14 protein-coding genes and 1 pseudogene are annotated in these 17,034 nt (G+C 68.7%); 8 read left to right on the top strand and 7 right to left on the bottom strand.

Annotation, left to right across the window (positions count from 1 at the left end; translation table 11 throughout):
- Positions 1 to 67 precede the first annotated feature (67 nt).
- Positions 68 to 784 carry a hypothetical protein gene (locus E8A74_RS46590; RefSeq protein WP_136935635.1) on the bottom strand — a complete coding sequence of 239 codons (717 nt, stop codon included), beginning with the start codon at positions 782 to 784 and terminating at the stop codon, positions 68 to 70.
- A gap of 73 nt (positions 785 to 857) precedes the next feature.
- Positions 858 to 1,814, bottom strand: coding sequence for a hypothetical protein (locus tag E8A74_RS46595; RefSeq protein ID WP_136935636.1), 957 nt, complete (start codon positions 1,812 to 1,814; stop codon positions 858 to 860).
- Between the two features lie 119 nt (positions 1,815 to 1,933).
- Between E8A74_RS46595 and E8A74_RS46600 the strand changes: the two genes are divergently transcribed.
- Positions 1,934 to 3,163 (top strand): zinc-dependent alcohol dehydrogenase, encoded by a 1,230-nt coding sequence (locus E8A74_RS46600; protein ID WP_136935637.1) that lies wholly within the window; start codon positions 1,934 to 1,936, stop codon positions 3,161 to 3,163.
- Here the strand turns inward: E8A74_RS46600 and E8A74_RS46605 are convergent.
- The 3 genes from E8A74_RS46605 to E8A74_RS46615 all read right to left on the bottom strand — a co-directional run bounded on the left by E8A74_RS46605 (position 3,079) and on the right by E8A74_RS46615 (position 5,038).
- The gene (locus tag E8A74_RS46605; RefSeq protein WP_136935638.1) at positions 3,079 to 4,077 is read right to left on the bottom strand and encodes an HTTM domain-containing protein; all 999 of its coding nucleotides are present in this window, start codon (positions 4,075 to 4,077) and stop codon (positions 3,079 to 3,081) included. The genes E8A74_RS46600 and E8A74_RS46605 overlap by 85 nt on opposite strands.
- Before the next feature lie 14 nt (positions 4,078 to 4,091).
- Positions 4,092 to 4,589 (bottom strand): hypothetical protein, encoded by a 498-nt coding sequence (locus tag E8A74_RS46610; RefSeq protein ID WP_136935639.1) that lies wholly within the window; start codon positions 4,587 to 4,589, stop codon positions 4,092 to 4,094.
- A gap of 83 nt (positions 4,590 to 4,672) precedes the next feature.
- Positions 4,673 to 5,038 carry a hypothetical protein gene (locus E8A74_RS46615; protein ID WP_136935640.1) on the bottom strand — a complete coding sequence of 122 codons (366 nt, stop codon included), beginning with the start codon at positions 5,036 to 5,038 and terminating at the stop codon, positions 4,673 to 4,675.
- A 170-nt stretch (positions 5,039 to 5,208) separates the two neighbouring features.
- Here E8A74_RS46615 and dhaK point away from each other — a divergent pair, with 170 nt between their 5' ends.
- From dhaK to E8A74_RS46635, 4 genes are read left to right on the top strand one after another with little or no spacing between them, the layout of a single operon-like run.
- Complete coding sequence (gene dhaK, locus E8A74_RS46620; RefSeq protein ID WP_136935641.1) at positions 5,209 to 6,210, top strand: dihydroxyacetone kinase subunit DhaK; 1,002 nt, start codon at positions 5,209 to 5,211, stop codon at positions 6,208 to 6,210.
- Position 6,211: 1 nt separating this feature from the next.
- Positions 6,212 to 6,847 (top strand): dihydroxyacetone kinase subunit DhaL, encoded by a 636-nt coding sequence (dhaL, locus tag E8A74_RS46625; RefSeq protein ID WP_136935642.1) that lies wholly within the window; start codon positions 6,212 to 6,214, stop codon positions 6,845 to 6,847.
- On the top strand, positions 6,844 to 9,222 hold the full coding sequence (gene ptsP, locus E8A74_RS46630) for a phosphoenolpyruvate--protein phosphotransferase (RefSeq protein WP_136935643.1): 2,379 nt from the start codon (positions 6,844 to 6,846) through the stop codon (positions 9,220 to 9,222). The genes dhaL and ptsP overlap by 4 nt, the downstream gene beginning before the upstream one ends.
- 11 nt (positions 9,223 to 9,233) lie before the next feature.
- Entirely contained in the window at positions 9,234 to 10,331 is a 1,098-nt protein-coding gene (locus E8A74_RS46635; protein WP_136935644.1) for a DUF4241 domain-containing protein, read from the top strand.
- A gap of 26 nt (positions 10,332 to 10,357) precedes the next feature.
- Here E8A74_RS46635 and E8A74_RS46640 read toward each other — a convergent pair whose 3' ends face one another.
- The gene (locus E8A74_RS46640; protein ID WP_136935645.1) at positions 10,358 to 12,514 is read right to left on the bottom strand and encodes a hypothetical protein; all 2,157 of its coding nucleotides are present in this window, start codon (positions 12,512 to 12,514) and stop codon (positions 10,358 to 10,360) included.
- Between the two features lie 277 nt (positions 12,515 to 12,791).
- Here E8A74_RS46640 and E8A74_RS46645 point away from each other — a divergent pair, with 277 nt between their 5' ends.
- Both E8A74_RS46645 and E8A74_RS46650 read left to right on the top strand, forming a co-directional pair.
- A complete protein-coding gene (locus E8A74_RS46645) occupies positions 12,792 to 13,394 on the top strand; it encodes a hypothetical protein (protein WP_136935646.1) in 603 nt (200 codons plus the stop codon).
- A 229-nt stretch (positions 13,395 to 13,623) separates the two neighbouring features.
- A complete protein-coding gene (locus E8A74_RS46650; protein WP_136935647.1) occupies positions 13,624 to 14,091 on the top strand; it encodes a hypothetical protein in 468 nt (155 codons plus the stop codon).
- A 44-nt stretch (positions 14,092 to 14,135) separates the two neighbouring features.
- Here the strand turns inward: E8A74_RS46650 and E8A74_RS46655 are convergent, their stop codons facing one another.
- Complete coding sequence (locus E8A74_RS46655) at positions 14,136 to 15,683, bottom strand: alpha/beta hydrolase (RefSeq protein WP_136935648.1); 1,548 nt, start codon at positions 15,681 to 15,683, stop codon at positions 14,136 to 14,138.
- A gap of 126 nt (positions 15,684 to 15,809) precedes the next feature.
- Between E8A74_RS46655 and E8A74_RS46660 the strand changes: the two are divergent.
- Positions 15,810 to 17,034 (top strand): annotated as a pseudogene (locus E8A74_RS46660) (hypothetical protein); the annotation flags it as partial.

The raw sequence follows: 17,034 nt of genomic DNA on the forward strand, positions 1-17,034 counted from the left end.
CGGAACTATCGGCGATCGGTGCGCCCTTGTCCACACGCGATGCGCCCGCGTGGGCTCGCCGCCCCTGTCAATCGATGCAGACGAAGCCTGAGAATTGATACACCTGCGCCCGAGCCGCGACCCGCACGCGCCCGCTATTCGGCACGAAATAATCCACCGCCGACGTCGGGTGCAGCCCGCACCCGCAGACCTCCATGTCGAACAGCCGCACCCGGTATCCCCCCCGGACCTTCCGGACGTTCGTCGTCTCGATGCGATCCACCAGGAAATCGCGGCCGTCGTTGATCTCGATCGTGTCCTCCGGGGTCGCCGTCGTGAGCGCGACCGCGAAGCCGAGCGCCTCCGCCTGCGAGGTCACCGGGGCGAAGCGCTCGAGAAACGCCGCAGCCGTGTCGAGCAGCTCGAAGCGCCCGCCGCCCGTCGCCAGCAGATAGCGCCGCTTCTGCGGCAACATGCAGCCGAGGTTGACGATCCCCACAGCCCCATCTTCGCGCGCGTCCGCGTTGCACGACGCGATGGCCACGCGCGGCGCGAGGCCGCCGAGCGCCTCGTCGATGTGCAGGGTATTTCCGAAGCACCCGAAGGGCTGAATCGTGGGCGAGGCCGAGCAATCCAGCGTGTCGTCGCTCCGGACGCACCCCGCGTCGAGGAACGGCTCCACGTCGACCGCCGGCACGCGCGGCGGCGGATGCTGGATGATGACCGGATCCCGCGCCGACGCCTCCGCCGCGAAGCCAGTCACGAGACCGAGACCAAGCGCGAGAAGCGGGAAAACGTGCTTCATGGTCATGCCCTCCCCGACGTACCTAAGCCCGTACGCCTGGGTGACAAGCCGCCCCGCGCCCGCCTTTATCCCGTCAGAACCGCAAAACCCCGTTCTCCAGCACGACGCCCGTGTTCGCGCCCTGCGCCTTGACGAGCTCGACCCGCGTGCGGCCGTCCGACAGGAGTATGGCCCCCCCGACCACCGACGCCACGCTGATGCCGAGCGTGACGAGGCCAATCGTGCGGACGGCCCGAACGTCCTTCATCGGGTCCGGGTCCTGGGGGGTCGGCTTCGTGTCCATGGTGAAACTCGCAGCCGTGAACATGACGCCGCCGAGGCTGAGCACGCCGCCCATCGACACCAGGAGGATCCCCGACGCGAACCGGCCCATGCTGGTGCCTTTGACGCGCACCGTCACAGGGCCCTCCTGGGAATCGAGGCGGAAGGACTCGCCGGGGAACATGCCGGGGCCGCTGATGAAGAACCGATGGCCGTCCCGACCGTCGACGAGCCGATTGCACGGCACGCTGCACACGAACTTGGTGATCGCATTGGGCCCAACGTACGGTTGGTGCTGGTAGCCGCCGCCACCTATCTCACCCTCGACCCGCGCGAGCTCCACGTTGGGCCAATCCGATTCGATGTGGAGGAACGGCACGCCGAGCCCCGGCGTGAGCGGCGCGGGGGCGGCCGGCGGCGCGGGGACGGCCGGCGGCGCGGGGGCGGCGGCTTCCTGCGGGCCGCCCGCGATCTTGGCGATCTCGCTCCACGGGATGACGCTCTGCTCCCCCGCGACGATGACGATGACGCGTTGCCCCGGCTCGACGTTGACGAGGGTGCCGCGCATCGTGCTGCCATTCTTGAGCTGAATCTCGGCGGCCCCTGTCGTGACCGCGACCGGGACCGAGACCGGGACCGGGACCGACACTGAGCCCGACCCCGAACTCGGGACCGAGACCGGGACCGGGACCTCGTCCGCCCGCGCCACACCTGCGGAAGAAGCGCCCACGAGCGCCACCACACCCACCCACCGTGCAACGAAGCTCATGGGTCCTTCATAGAGCAAACGAGCGCGCGGGTGAAGAGCGCACCGAGCAATCCGAGGCATGTTTCTTCCCTGGGCAAGACGGGTCGCCGGCGTTAGGGCCCAGGCGAGGGGGTGGCTGCATGAAAGCCGTCGTGTTTCACGGGGTCGGCGACATCCGGCTGGATGACGTCCGCGAGCCGAAGATCAAAGAGCCGACGGACGCGATCGTGCGCCTGACGGCGAGCGCGATCTGCGGGACCGATCTGCACTTCGTCCGCGGGACCATGTCCGGGATGAAGCCGGGCACGATCCTCGGGCACGAGGGGGTCGGGGTCGTCGAGGAGCTCGGCAAAGACGTGCGCAACCTGCGGAAGGGCGACCGCGTCGTCGTCGCCTCGACCATCGCCTGCGGCACCTGCTCGTATTGCCGAGCCGGCTACCAATCGCAGTGCGACAAGAACCCGAATGGCAAGCAGGCGGGGACGGCCTTCTTCGGCGGGCCCATCCAGACCGGCCCGTTCGACGGGCTCCAGGCCGAGTTTGCCCGCGTCCCCTTCGCGCACGTGGGCCTCGTGAAGCTGCCCGACGGCGTGAGCGACGATCAGGCGATCCTGCTCTCGGACATCTTCCCGACGGGGTATTTCGGGGCGGAGATCGCCGAGATCACGCCGGGCGACACCGTGGCCGTGTTCGGCTGCGGGCCCGTGGGCCTCTTCGCGATCGTGAGCGCGCAGATGCTCGGCGCGGATCGGGTCCTCGCGATCGACACCGTTCCCTCGCGCCTCGACATGGCGCGGGCGCTCGGCGCGGAGGTCATCGATTACAACGAGGAGGACCCGATCGAGACGATCCAGCGCCTCACCGACGGGATCGGCGTGGACCGCGCGATCGACGCCGTCGGCGTCGACGCGAACCGCCCGCACGCCGGGCCGGCGAAGGTCAGCCGCGAGGAGAAAAAAGAGGCCGAGCGAATGATCGAGCAGGTGGCGCCGCGGACGAACGAGGACGGCGACAACTGGCACCCGGGGGATGCCCCGTCGCAGGCGCTCACCTGGGCCGTGGAGGCGCTCGCGAAGGCCGGGACGTTGTCCATCATCGGCGTGTATCCGCCGCAGATGAAATGGTTCCCGATCGGCATCGCCATGTCGCGAAACCTCACGGTGAACATGGGCAACTGCCCGCACCGCCGGTTCATCCCGAAGCTGCTCGACCTCGTCGCGAGCGGCGTCGTGGATCCCACGAAGATCCTCACGAACCGGGAGCCGCTCGTCTCGGTGATCGACGCCTACAAGGCATTCGATCGGCGCATGCCGGGCTGGGTCAAGGTCGAGCTCGCGCCGGCCTCCGCCCCTGCGAAAAAGGCGGCCTGATCGGGGCGCGGCTCGGGGGAGACGCCGAAGAGCGCGAAGTTCAGCACGAACATGATCGCGCCGAAGAAGTGGAGGCCGAGGAAGACGGCGATCCCGACGTGAAGCGCGAGGATCGCCGCGAGCCACAACCTCCGCGTGCGCCGCGGCCAGATGAACACGCAATACCCGAGCTCGACGACGAGCGTGCCGACGCAGGCGAGCTGCGAGATCGCGGGATAAAACGCGAGCCACGACATGTCGAATTGCTTGCAATCCGGGAACGAGAGCGCCCGGAAGAGGAGCTCTCCGTCCCACCAGTCGATGCCGGAGGCCTTCTCGATGCCGCTGGCGAGGTACGAGATGGCCATGTGAATCTGCATCACGCGCAGCCCGAACCGCGCCGTCGATGTGGACGCGGACGCCGGACGGAAGAGCGTCGCGTCGAGCGAGATCGCGCGGCCGGCGGGGACCCATATCAGGTAAAAAAGAAAAATGTGGGCGTACTTGTCCACCCCGTAGCCCAGCGGATCGGCGCTGAGCATGAAGGTCCAGTGGAGGAACCACGCGACCCCGGCGGCGAGCCGCGTGCCCAGGCCAACGGCGAGCAGGGCGAGGGCCGCGACGTAGGCGGCGCCGAGGACACGAATGCCGCCCGCTTCGCCGAGCCCGAGCCAGGAGAGCCCTGCGAGCAGGTCGTGGACGCGCGGCCCGAACGACGCGCTCGAGGCGTTGCCGATGCCCTGGAACAGGCCGTCGCGCGAGAACCAATCGACGACCTCGGGGCGAAGCGTGGCGGCCTGCACGAGCAGCACGAGGGCGAGGCCGATGCGCAAGACCGCGAGCGGCCGCGCCGTGGCCGGGGCGAACAAGAAGGCGTCGACGGCGCCGCGCACGCGTGCCTTCACAGCGAGCTCATCCAGGATCGACCGTTCCATGATGTCCCCCTGTCTCACCGAGATCCGCGCTTGAATTTCGCCTGGTAGACCGGCGTCACGCGCGGCGTGCGCCCGTTTCTGTGCTCCTCCATCGAGACCGATTCGAAGTCTTCGGCGCGCACGACGACCTCACGCGCCTCCGGGTTCCGGGTGAACATCCTCGCGGCGAGCGCGGTGGCGAGGGCGCGCCGGCGCTCGGAATCGTCATACTGGAACTCGGCCGCGACATGGGAGAGGCGGAGGTCGACCTCGCGGCTCCCGCCCGTTTCGAGGGTGGTCGTCGTTTTGCGTCCCTCGTGATCGATCAAATCGAAATGGAGCATGAGCTGGTCACGCGCCACGGGCGCGAAAAACCCGTACCCCGTTCCTGCACCCGAGAGGTCGCTGTAGTGCGAGAGGACGCGCCCGATGGGCCCGACATGGAGCAAGGGCATGTCCGCGGCTCCGAGCGTCACGAAAAGCAAATGAGCGGCGGCAAGCCCGATCAGCCATCGACGCGGCACGGTGCGCATGGTCGACTCCTTACATCACAGCACCGCCCACCGGTTTCCCGGTGGGCGGTCTTCATGAGCTGCCTGCTCGTCCAGGATCTGCGTCAATCCCAGCGACGGTAGCGACGGTCGTAGCGACGATCGTAGCGACGATCGTAGCGACGGTCGTAGCGACGATCGTAGCGACCGTCATAGCGACGGTCGTAGCGACGATCGTAGCGACGATCATAGCGACGATCGTAGCGACGGTCATAACGACGGTCCCACGGTTGGGTGCTCAGGGCATCCTCGGCTTCGTCTACGGCTTCGTCGGACTCGTTCAAGGCATCCTCGGACACGCCCACGTCTTCCGCGACGAGCTCCGGATCCGCCGGGATGTCCGCACGGGCCGCGGACGGCGCCGCGACCACGCCGAGCCCCGCACCCAACACGCCTGCCACGAGCAACGAACGAATGAAATTCTTGAGCATGAATCCCCCTTCCTGTCCGGAACGTGCAGTCGTCACGCCGAACGGCAAGGGCCATCCGCGCGGTACGCTCGCACGAAGGTTTCGCCGTCTTCATTCTCCGCCCCCGCCTCTCTCCCGCCTCCGCCGTTTCCGCTCGCGGGCCGCTCCCCTCTTTCGGTATCCTCCGCGCGATGAAGAAGCTCCTCAACGCGCCTTCCGATCTCGTGAAGGAGGCCCTGGCGGGCATGGCCCTCGCGCACCCGGGCCTCCTCCGCGTCCACGTCGACCCGGCTTTCCTCGTGCGCGCCGACGCGCCCGTGCGGGGCAAGGTCGCGGTGCTCTCCGGGGGCGGCAGCGGGCACGAGCCTTTGCATGGGGGGTTCGTCGGGCGCGGCATGCTCGACGCCGCGTGTCCCGGCGCGGTGTTCACGAGCCCCACGCCGGATCAGATCCTCGAGGCCACGCGCGCCGTCGACGGCGGGGCGGGCGTCGTCCACATCGTCAAGAACTACACCGGCGACGTCATGAATTTCGAGATGGCCGGCGAGCTCGCGCGCGACCTCGGAATCACCACCGAGACCGTGCTCGTGAATGACGACGTGGCCGTGGAGAACAGCCTTTACACGGCGGGGCGCCGCGGCGTCGGGGCGACGGTGCTCGTCGAGAAGATCTGCGGCGCCGCGGCCGAGGCGGGGCGCGCCTTGGCGGACGTCGCGGCCCTCGGCCGGCGCGTGAACGAGCACGGGCGCAGCATGGGGATCGCGCTCAGCCCGTGCACGGTGCCGCACGCGGGGAAACCCTCGTTCGAGCTCGGGCCGGACGAGATGGAGGTCGGGATCGGGATCCACGGCGAGCCCGGTCGAAGGCGCGCGAAGCTCGAACCCGCCGATCGCATCACGGAGATGCTGATGCATCCGATCCTCGACGATCTCCCGTTCCAGGCTGGAAAAGACGTGCTCCTCTTCGTCAATGGCCTCGGCGCGACGCCGCTCCTCGAGCTGTACGTGGTGTTCCGCAAGGCGCACGAGATCGCGGCGGCGCGGGGCCTGCGGGTCGTGCGGAGCCTCGTCGGGCCGTACATCACCTCGCTCGAAATGGCGGGCGTGTCCATCACCCTCCTCCAGGTCGACGAGGAGATGGTCCGGTATTGGGACGCGCCCGTGCACACGGCGGCGCTGCGCTGGGGGGTGTGACATGGAGAGCGGAATCTTGAACGCGGACACCGTGGTCCAGTGGATCGAGCGCGCGGCCGAGGTGATCGAGGAAAACGAGAAAACGCTGACCGAACTCGACGCGGCCATCGGCGACAGTGATCACGGGGCGAACATGGCGCGTGGCTTCTCGGCCGTGCGCGGCAAGCTCGCGGAGTTTCCCCGCGACGACATCGGCGCAATCCTGAAAATGGTGGGCATGACGTTGCTCTCGACCGTCGGAGGCGCGAGCGGGCCGCTCTACGGGACCTTGTTCCTGGAAGCGGCGAAAATCTCGGCGGGGAAACCGGAGATCGATCGCGTGGTGATCCTGCAATCGCTCGCGGCCGGGCTCGCGGGGATCCAGAAGCGCGGCAAAGCCGAGCCGCTCGACAAGACGATGGTCGACGCGCTGGGGCCGGCGATCCGGGCCTTCGAGGGCGCGGAGGGGGTCTCGCTCGCCGAAGCGCTCGCGCAGGCGGCCGAGGCGGCGCGGCTGGGCGCGGAGGCGACGATTCCGCTCGTGGCGCGCAAAGGACGGGCGAGTTATCTCGGGGAGCGAAGCGCGGGCCATCAGGATCCGGGCGCCACGTCGATGTGGCTCCTGCTCCAGAGCCTCGCCGAGGCGGGAGCGGAATGAGCAAAACGACGGTCGGGCTCGTCCTCGTCTCCCATAGCCGCGCGCTCGCCGAGGCCACGCGCGCGCTCGCGACGCAGATGACGGGCGATGCAGTGGTCGTCGAATGCGCGGCCGGGGTCGGCGAGGCGGGCGAGGCGCTCGGCACCGACGCCATGGCCATCGTGGCGGCGCTCGAACGCGCGGCCGGCGCGAGGGGCGTGGTCGTCTTGATGGATCTCGGCAGCGCCCTCTTGAGCGCCGAGACCGCGCTCGATCTCGTGGATGTGTCGATTGCGGCGAAGACGCGGCTCTCGGCCGGGCCCTTCGTCGAAGGCGCCGTGGCCGCGGCCGTGCGCGCGGCGGGCGGCGGGACGCTCGACGAGGTCGCGGCCGAGGCACGACGAGGGCTCGTGGCCAAGGAGGAGCAGCTCGGGGAGGCCATGCCCGCCCCCGCGCCCGCGTCGGTCGAAGAGAGCACGGAAAACGTGTTTTTGGAGGACGCCGTCCTCGGGGACGAGCACGGCCTGCATGCGCGCCCCGCGGCGCGGCTCGTGTCCTCGGCCGCCCAGTTCGACGCGAAGGTCGCGATCGAAAATCGAACGAATGGAAAGGGACCGCGCGCGGCGGACAGCATCATCCTCCTCGCGGGGCTCCAGGCGCGGCGGGGGGATGTTTTGCGCATCGCCGCCTCGGGGCGCCAGGCGGAGGCCGCCGTCCGCGCCCTTGCCGCCCTCGTGCGCACGTTCGGCGCGACGCCCGATGCGCCCCCGCTGCCGCCCCCCGAAACGACCACGAACGAGCGCGGGATCCCCATTGCGCCCGGTGTTGCCGTGGGGCCGTGTGTCCGCCTGGAACGAGCCGAGATCCGTTTCTCGCATGCCTTCCCCAAAGATCCCCCCGCGGAGCTCGGTCGGCTCACGGCCGCGCTCGACGAGGTCGAGGCGGAGATCCGCGGCGCGTTTGGCCGAGACGACATGGCGACCCTGCACGCCACGTTGCTCCGGGATCCCGTCATCCTGCAGGCGGCCCGTGAGCTCATCACGAACCAGCACCAGCATGCCGCCGCGGCTTTCCACGAGGGCATCGAGCGCGCGGCCCTGGCCCTCGCGAACGCGGACGACCCTTACATGCGCGCTCGTATCGCCGACCTGCGCGACGTCGAGCTCGCCGTCTTGCGCGCGCTCGGCGCCGCGCCGGCGGCCGTCCTGCCCGAAGGCCCGCCGGCCCTCCTCCTCGCCGACGAGCTCTTGCCGAGTGAAGCCGCGCGCCTCGACCCCACGCGTGTACTCGGCGTCGTCGACCTGCGCGGCGGCCCGACCTCCCACGCCGCGATCCTCCTGCGCGGCGCCGGCATTCCCGCGGTCTTCGGAGCCGCCTCGATGCTGAAGAATCTGCCCGCATCCCCTGCCCGCCTTGGCCTCGATGGTTCGACCGGCGAGGTGTGGGTCGATCCACCCCCGGACCTCACGGCCGATCTCGAACGCCGCCGCGCCGAAGAACGGGCCGCGCGGCGCTCCGTGGCGGCCCTTCAAGGCAAGGTCCCCCTTCCCTCCGGCCCGACCGTCGAGCTTTGGGCCAATGCCGCGAGCGCGCTGGAGGCGCGCGCCGCCAAGGAAGCAGGCGCCTTCGGGATCGGCCTTTTGCGTACGGAAATGTTCTTCCTCGACCGCGGCGACGCGCCCGGCGAGGACGAACAAGCGGACCTGTATGCCGAGGTCCTCGCCGCCTTCCCCGGCGCGCCCGTCGTGATTCGTACGCTCGACGCGGGCGGGGACAAGCGTTTGCCCTGGCTGCACGTTCCCCCCGAAGAAAACCCTTACCTCGGCCTCCGCGGCATTCGCCTCTCCCTCGATCGGCCCGACCTCTTGGAGACGCAGCTCCGCGCGATCCTCCGCGCCGGCCGGGGCCGGGACGTGCGGGTCATGCTCCCGATGGTATCGACGGCGACCGAAATCGAGGCCACGAAGGCGGCCCTCGCGCGCGCCGCGCGGACGCTCGACGCCGCGGGAAAGCCGTACCTCTGGCCCGTCCCGCTGGGCATCATGGTGGAGGTGCCGGCGGCGGCGCTGCTCGCGGATCGGCTCGCGCCGCATGTCGATTTCTTCAGCATCGGGACGAACGATCTCACGCAATACACGCTCGCGGCGGAGCGAGGCCATCCGAGGCTCGCGGCGCTCGCGGACGCGGGACATCCGGCGGTGCTGGACCTCGTGGATCGTGTGTCGAAAGCGGGCCAGGCCGCAGGGCGCGCCGTCTCCGTCTGCGGCGAGGCAGCGGCGGATCCAAAACTCGCGGCGACGTTCGTCGGGCTCGGGATCACGCGCCTCAGCATGGGCCCGGCGGCCATCGCCCGCGTCGCCGCGGCGCTCGTCGCGGGCGCCGCCGAGATCGGGTAGGGTCTCGCGTGATGAACGCCCCCGGCTACGCGCTCCCCCGCTCGTTCCTCCCGATTCGCAACGCCCACCTCGCCGGCAAGAAGGCCGCCGGCGTGAAGGAGGTCGTTCCCGCCGGCGAGATCGTGATCACCACGGGGCGCCTCGTGGCCTGCGATCCCCTGATGCAGCCCGAGCGGCCCCCCTTCGAGCGCCTCCTCGCGCCGGGGAAATACCCCGTTCATCTCTTCGTCGCGAAAGAGGGGTCGGTGATCGGATTCGCCGAGATCCGACTGCGGAAAACGACCATCGACCATTTCGAGCTCGCCACGATCGCCGGGCAAGATGCAGCAGACCTGCGCGAGGGCCAGTTCTTCGGGTATCCCGTCGACGCGGGGCTCGGCTGCTTCGCCGACGAAGCCGCCCTGCGTCACCTCCGCGACGCGGACGCCGCGCGCCGGAAGGCGGAGGGCCCCTCCTATGGGAGCTATTACGACGTCGTGAGCCCCGAGCTTCGCGCGAATGGAGGCCGGTGGGTGGCGCATCGGCCCCAAGGGAGCACGAGCGAAAGCGTGATGATCTTCCGCTCCGGCGACGGCGACGGGACGTATGCGACCTACTTCGGCCTCGACGCCGACGGCGAGGTGGCGTGTGTCGTCACGAGCTTCAACGTCTTCGCGGAGCCGGTCTCCCCGGAGCGCAAGCTGCAAAATGTCACCGAAATCTTCGCGCCGTTCGTGGCCGCCATCGAGCGGGACATCGGCGCCTTCCTGCAATCAAAGGGGTTTTCGCGGCCGAATGCGGCGTACAAGGTGAAGTCGGACGGGGGCGAGCTTGATCTCACCTACACGCGCGACGGGCTCGCCTTCCAGGTGCGCACCACGGCGCTGTATCGGTCGGTCTTGGACGCCCATTTTCGCTGGACGCGCGGGCGCGCCTCCCTCGACGTGGGCAACGAGCACCACAAGGCGGGTGTCGCGCTGGCTCTGCCGAGCGCCCTCGCCATCGGCGATGCGGCAGCCTATACATTCGCCGCGAAGATCGGGGCCTCGTACACGGCGCACTGGGACGTGCTCGAGCCGGCGGTGCTGGGGTACCTGCCGATCAAGGCGCCCAAAGCAAGCAAGCGATGACCGCCAGGCTTCGGGAGACGATCGACTCACGGCGGCGAGAGGGGCACGAACTCCGTCCAGCGCAAGCCGCGCGCGACGAACCTCCACGGCTTCGCCGCGCGTGACGAGGGACGTGGCGTCCGCTTGGGCACGAGCGAAAACTTTGCCCGCGTCCCCGGCGCGATCTCGCCGCCGGCGAGGACGGCCACGTCGATCACATTGCCATCGTCGAGCACGATCTGACTCCTGTCGCTGAACCAGCTCGGATACATCGGGTACTTGTCGAGATTCTCGACATCGATATCGATCGCGCAGATGTTCGGGAGATACGCAGCGTCGTATTGTGCCGCCGCGGCCTTGCCCTTCGCCTCGATCTCGCGCTTCACCGCCTCGCCGCAGCGCGCTCTCGCTCCATGAATCTTCCTCTCGGGCGAATCCGAGCGCTCCAGCACGACCCTGCCCGCAGGGTCCGTCTTGAGCCCCTCGATCGCGCGCCGTATGCCCGCCCCGAATCGCCTGTTCTGCTCCTCCCAACGAGACACGAGCCCTGCGACCCGCGGATCACTCCACCCCACGAAGGCCGCCGCAGCGGTCACGCGGCGCTGCGCCTCGTGAAGAGGGGAGTCGCCGAGACCAAAATCACGCTTCTCCGGATGCACGACGACGGGCGACTCGACGCACGCGTCGAGAGCGTCCGCCGCGCGGTACCACGCCTTCGCGAACGCCGCCTCCACGGCGCCCCGATCGAAGATGTGGCACTTCATGGTCACGTGCGTTCGATCGAGGCGGGCCGCGGAGCCGATGGCGCCTGCCATCGTGGCGCCCTCGCGCTTCAGCGTGAGGCTGGCGAGGTGGTCGTTGCCGCTCAACCAGTCCCAGTCGTAAAAGGACACCTGAACCTTGGATGTTGGGCCGAGCGAGACCAGGGGGAACGCGAAATCTTCGCCGCTTGCCCGGAACGTCTCGTCGCCGATCGTCACGTTTGCGAACACGCGATCGGCATCATCGTTCGGAATGTTGAACGCCTCGGTGTCGCACGCGAGCACACCGCCCTCCACCTTCGCCGCGACGGGTAGGGACGTGTCGAGCAGCGAGTGCAGGGGCGTCGGCGCATACTTCGTATCGCTCGTATCGGTCCACCCGTAGGGCCGCGCCGCGAGGCTCTCCTTCGGCGTGCCGAGCCGCTCGGGGACCTTCGGCAATTCGAGCCCGATCGGCGTGATCTCGTCCGTGGGCCACGGCGCGCTCGGGGCGCAGGCCGAATCGCGCAAGCGCACGAGAGAGTCGCGATCACAAGCGCGCCTTTCCTTCACGGCGTCCGGGCCGATCGCCACGCGCGCGCCCGGCAGCTCCGCGACGGCGAGCCTCGTCGCCGCACGTGCGAGCCGCTCCTCGAGCCGGCCCCCTTCGGGCACGGGGACCGTCGCCACCGCTGACACGACCACGCCCGAGGGGCGCGTGACGTTCACGATCACGTCGAGCGAGAGCGGCGCGTCCTCACGCTGCGGGCGCCTGAGCACGAAGCGGTCTTCACAAGGACCCTTCGCGCAGCTCCCGGCGAGCGCCTTCTCGAGCAAGAGGGCGCGCGGCACCGCGGCGCGCACGATCTCCTCCGGCGGCCGCGAATACGTCGTGTCCACGCGCGCCGTCAGCACCGTGAGCACGCCTGCCGTGAGCAGGTGCAAAGGAAACGGAAAATCGCCGGTCGTGAGCTTCGAGTGCTCGATATCGGGCGGATAGGTCTCGCCCGTGAGCACGGTCAGCGACTTCGCGTCCTTGCCGATCACGAGCAACGCCTTGTCCTCGGACGTGACGTGCACACGCGCGCTCACGGCGCCGAGCGCCGCGTTGCGCGCCGAGCCGTGCACGCGCAAGAAGACCCACGCGGGATCCACGGCGCGCAGGAGGTGGATTCCCGTCGTCTTTCTCAGCTCGTCCGGCGGGACCACGTCGACCGTGATGCTTGGCCCCGCGGCCGCCATCACCGCGCGCGCGATGCGCTCCCGTGTGCCTTCGTCCACCTTCGAGGAGAAAGCGGCCGCATCGAGCGCGGCCCCGGGATCGCCGGCCGCGAGCAGCTCGGCCGCCGTCTTCGAGGGCGGAGGCTCGAACGAGGCGCACCCCGTCAGCGTGAGGGCGAGCGCGACGCCCCAGAGGCCCCTCCCCATCCCCTGCCCCACCGGCCCGCGCGTCCATCCGCTCATGCTGACTCTCTCTTCACGCCCACCTCGAGAGCACGTGATCGAGCGGCTCCGAACGCAGGACGAAGAAACCAGGATTGCTGCCTCCTCGGCGCGTAGCACGCTTCGATGCGGCGGCCAACCACGGGCTGGGGGTGTGAACGAATCCTCATCCACGGAGCGAGTGATTTATTTTCTTCGAGCCTCGTCAGGTCTCGCCCCCCGGAATCGTAGTCCCAACGTGGCCGGAGAAGGCCGCTCAAGAGGGTTCGCGCCCTTCGCGCCCAGGGAGAGACAGCTTATGAAGAACACGCTCAAGCTCGCCGCCGCAGGACTCGTGATCGCCCAGGCCTTCCTCGCGGGCCACGCCGAGGCCGTGAACAAGAAAAACATCGGCAGTCCGCTCGTCGGCGCCTGCTCCGCCTACCCCCAACATCCCCACTATTACCAGGCGCCCGACGGCAAATCGTACTGCTGCGAGGAGATGATCCCGGACGGCTCCCCTTCGGGCTACGGCCAGGGCTGCGTCCTCTTCCATAACATCTACAACACCATCGATCCGGGGATCCGCGTCGACTTCCAGCTCGGCTTCGGGCAGCCGAACACCCCGCTGGGGAGCGACCACAGCCGTATCACGATCATCCCCGGCAACAATGGCTTCGCGACCGTGAACTGGGACATCGCGCTGAATGGCGCCACCATCGGCGGCGACACGGTCACGATCGCCTATGACGACGCGGACGTCGATCTCCATCCCAACGTTGCCTCGCCCGCCCCCGGCGCCGCCTCGGTCTACACCTTCCATTGGACGAAGGACGTGAGCGGCGCGATCGTCGGCTGGGAGTTCACCGACAACCTCGGCCACATCGACCACGGCTGGGATTGGCAGATCGGATATTATTGATGCTCCGATGACGCGTCACCCGCCGAAGCGCGCGAGATCGCCGCGCGTGATCTCGCCAGGCCGCCTGAGACCCCCCGTCCCTCCGCGCATTCGCGTCCGCTTCCGTGGGCTCACCTCTGCAAAGACGACTCGCACTCATGGGATGGCCTCGCCTTCGTCGTGGGGCTACGCTCCGCCCATGCCGTCGTACGCCCATCTCGTGGCGCGAGTGCGATGTCCTGGATGCCGTGTGGAGATCGCGACGCGCCCCAAAGACCTGATCGCATTCCAGTGGGGCTACTGTCCCAGCCGTCTGCCCTGGGAGGATCTGTTTTACCGCATCGGCGATGCGCTCCGCTGGAGGCTCGACGATGAGGGCCGGATCCGGCCGTGGGTGTATTTCAAGGGTGCGCTCCAGGCGGGCAACATCGGCGATCCCTTGTTGCGCGATCTCCTCGTACGGGGCCTCCACCTCAACGGGCTCGACATCGAATGTGCGGCGTGCGGCGCAAGTGGTGTCGCCATCCGCATCCGCGACGGTCGCATCGTTGGACTCGAGGCCGCACGCGCGGACTGCGACGTCGCGGTCGTCGGCCGGGACGGACAGATCCACCCGCGTCCGGACTTGGATGATCCCCCCATGCCGATCCTCGAGGTCCGGAGCCGGGTGCTTGCGACCTGCGAAGGTACGGTGATCCCCGGCATACACGCCCCGTAAGCACAGGCCGGGCGGCGGCGCTCATTTGCGCCCCGCCGCCTCTTTCACCTTGCGCGCGCGGGAGGCGCAAACGACGGCACCTCGAACGTGGGCACCGGCAACGTCAGCTCGGCGGGGAGGTTTTCCATCTTGCCGGTCTCGAGGAATGTATACACTGCCTGCTTCACAGCCGGTTCTCCGCGAAGCTGATAAAACGTGCCGTCGTGGCCGGCGCGATGGACGACGATCGCATGGCCGTTCGGAAAGTAAGGCTTGAGGTCCAGGGTATTTTCGACCGGCGTCGACGTATCCCAATCCCCATGCACGAACACGACCGGGATCGGGCTCTCGACCGGCTCGCGCAGCGCGTCGCCCATGTCGCGGGTCGGCCAGTCGGGCGCGGAAGCGATGTTCGACTCGAAGTTCCATGTGCCCAGCATCTCGACGGCCGGATCGGTCCGTAGCTTTTGCTCACGCGCGGCGGTGACACCCAGGCTGCTGTCGACCAGGGGACCGATGAGCTTCGTCTTGCTCGCTTTTCGCTCTTCGAGGACCTCGCGCGCCCAAGCCTCGTAGTGCCCGTGATACAGCGACAAGATGAACGCTGGCCATTGCTCGCCTTCCTGCGTATGCGACTGCAGGGCGAGCTGGAGGTCTTCCGCCCCGAGGACCACCGTGCGCTCGCGTCCGGCCTCGTCCTTGGCCTGTACGGCCGCCGGCTTCTCGGCGAAACGAAGGCGCAGCACGCGCACGGCTTCCATGACGCCGCCCGCGGGTAGATAAGGCGCGAGCCCAGGATTCCGGTCGGCGTCGTTCGCGATACGTTGCAGCGCCGCGAACACGTGCGAGGGCATGTCATAGCCATTGTTCAACGGCTCCACGCCCGAGAGCACCGCGCGCGCGACGGTTTCGGGATGGAGGCGCATCACCGCGAAGCTCCACTGCGAGCCGAAGCTCCCTCCGAACAGGCTGATCTTTTCATAACCGAGCGCCCGGCGAAGGTCGTCCACATCCGCGACGAGCTCGCCGATGTCGTAGCCCGAGAGGTCCTTGTCGGGGTTCGCCGCAACGGCCGCCTTGGCCAAGGCACGCATGGCCTCGGCTTCCGCGCGCGCCGAGCCGGGTTGATCCAGGGGCAAGGCTTCGCTCATGGCTTCGAGCATTTCGCCGCGGCGTGTACACCCGCGCTGTTCGACCACGACGAGGTCTCCCACGGCCCCGAAGGTCAACCAGGACCGGAGTCGGTTCTTGGCAGCCGCATCGTCGTCGGTGAACGCGCCGAGCACGCTCAGACCGGGACCTCCCGGTAGCCAGAACACGGGCGGCGCGCCGGTGGGCCGAGGCGCCTTGATGCGGGCAAACCCGACGCCGATCATGCGGCTTTTGGGGTTTCGCCTGTTCTCGGGCACCAAGAGCGTGCCGAGCTCGTACGGCACATCGGTGCCATTCTCGTGCCGGACGGTCCCCCGCTCCACGACGATTTCACGGGGTTTTGACGGGCTCGCCGCGGAGACCGGCGGTGCGACCGGCAATGGCGATACCTGGTTCGTCGGACTTGCGGAATGGCAGCCAGCCGTGAGCAGGAGGGCGGCGAGGACGAGGGAGCGAGCCATGAGGACACGCCCTACCACGCGTCCCGCGGGGCGGGCAACCGCCCCAGCGCGGAAATGGCGGGCTGTGAGAAGCGGATGGTCATTGATTGGGCTCGAAGGACTGGTACCCTCGGCGCGGGAGGTCCCATGCGTCGTGACGTCTTCACCTCGTCCCTGCTGACGCTGACCCTTCTCTTCTGCGCTTCGCCCGCGCACACGCTGGAGTTCCGGGTCTGCGTCAAGCCGCCGGACGTCCCGCCCGGCATGACCCAGTGGGCCTATGAGCAAGGGTCGGCGACGGTGTGGACCACGCGCAGCCGGGTGGAGTTCGCGCGGAAGGTCGAGGGGCGCGCCACGTATATTTTTGACCCTCATGCCCCGCCAGAGAGCGTGCGCATTTTGCCCATCCCGTACAACACGCTGAAATGCCCGCCGCCGCCGAAACCGGCGCCGGCGAAGGAGCCGCCCAAAGAAGAGAAGAAAGCGGAGGACGGGAGCACGAGCAAAGCGCGTGGCAAGCGCGGCGGGGACGAGGAACACAAAGGCGGCGACGACGAGGGCAGCGTCGAGAAGCGCGTCGAGAAACATCGCGTTCCGCAGCCGAAGGAGGGCCCGCCGCCTCCGCGTGCTTCAGCCCCGGTCAAGCAGAAGGATCCAGTCTTGCCGCGGGAAGGCGTTTTATCGAGCGAGCCCATCCTCCCGCAGCGGGAGACGAAGTGGGCGGACGAGGAACACGGGCTCGTGGATCGAGGCGGCGCGCTCCCCCAGCTCGTGAACACGGCGGACCGCAAGCCGTTGAACGTCACGTCGTGCGAGCAGACGAAGGAAGGCTGCCCGGCGCGGAAGCAGAAGACGCGGGCCGGGGCGCTCCTGGAGCAGGTGGTGATCGCGGGGGCGATCTTCAACCTGCAAATGAACGAGGACCTCCATCGGCCCGACGGGAAGGAATACGGGATCGTCGGGGGGATGAATGCCGACGGGCCAAACGATCCGCGGCTCCAGGCGGCGGCCGCGGCGGTGATGTTCTCGCCGGTCGCGATGGCGCTGGGGAACAAGTTCATGAAGGCGGCGGCCGCGGCGAGCGAGGCGGGGGAGAAGCTCGTTCTCAAGGACGTGAGTGAGCTGTCGGAGGAGGCGGCGGAGTACCTCGCGAAGGAGTATGGAGAGGAGCTGACGCAGGCGCTCGCGGAGGCGGGCGTGGTCGGGCCGTTCCGGGTGATGCAGAAGTTCACGCGGGGGTATGAGCGGAAGTGTCGAGTAGCCCCGGTCGACTGCCCCGGGGCCCTCACCAGATCCGGACAAGGAGATTTCCACCATCCGGCTCTTCCGCTGCTGAGTCTTGCAGGCTACCGCCCCCATATTTGGACTTTGA

The sequence above is a fragment of the Polyangium fumosum genome (assembly GCF_005144585.1).
Classification (GTDB): domain Bacteria; phylum Myxococcota_A; class Polyangia; order Polyangiales; family Polyangiaceae; genus Polyangium; species Polyangium fumosum.

Bases quoted from the DNA above. Each gene is read 5' to 3' on its own strand.
- dhaL (WP_136935642.1), top strand. From the start codon at position 6,212: ATGGAGAGCGGAATCTTGAACGCGGACACCGTGGTCCAGTGGATCGAG.
- E8A74_RS46600 (WP_136935637.1), top strand. From the start codon at position 1,934: ATGAAAGCCGTCGTGTTTCACGGGGTCGGCGACATCCGGCTGGATGAC.
- E8A74_RS46635 (WP_136935644.1), top strand. From the start codon at position 9,234: ATGAACGCCCCCGGCTACGCGCTCCCCCGCTCGTTCCTCCCGATTCGC.
- E8A74_RS46610 (WP_136935639.1), bottom strand. From the start codon at position 4,589: ATGCGCACCGTGCCGCGTCGATGGCTGATCGGGCTTGCCGCCGCTCAT.
- ptsP (WP_136935643.1), top strand. From the start codon at position 6,844: ATGAGCAAAACGACGGTCGGGCTCGTCCTCGTCTCCCATAGCCGCGCG.
- E8A74_RS46640 (WP_136935645.1), bottom strand. From the start codon at position 12,514: ATGAGCGGATGGACGCGCGGGCCGGTGGGGCAGGGGATGGGGAGGGGC.
- E8A74_RS46590 (WP_136935635.1), bottom strand. From the start codon at position 784: ATGAAGCACGTTTTCCCGCTTCTCGCGCTTGGTCTCGGTCTCGTGACT.
- E8A74_RS46605 (WP_136935638.1), bottom strand. From the start codon at position 4,077: ATGGAACGGTCGATCCTGGATGAGCTCGCTGTGAAGGCACGCGTGCGC.
- E8A74_RS46645 (WP_136935646.1), top strand. From the start codon at position 12,792: ATGAAGAACACGCTCAAGCTCGCCGCCGCAGGACTCGTGATCGCCCAG.
- E8A74_RS46595 (WP_136935636.1), bottom strand. From the start codon at position 1,814: ATGAGCTTCGTTGCACGGTGGGTGGGTGTGGTGGCGCTCGTGGGCGCT.
- dhaK (WP_136935641.1), top strand. From the start codon at position 5,209: ATGAAGAAGCTCCTCAACGCGCCTTCCGATCTCGTGAAGGAGGCCCTG.
- E8A74_RS46655 (WP_136935648.1), bottom strand. From the start codon at position 15,683: ATGGCTCGCTCCCTCGTCCTCGCCGCCCTCCTGCTCACGGCTGGCTGC.
- E8A74_RS46615 (WP_136935640.1), bottom strand. From the start codon at position 5,038: ATGCTCAAGAATTTCATTCGTTCGTTGCTCGTGGCAGGCGTGTTGGGT.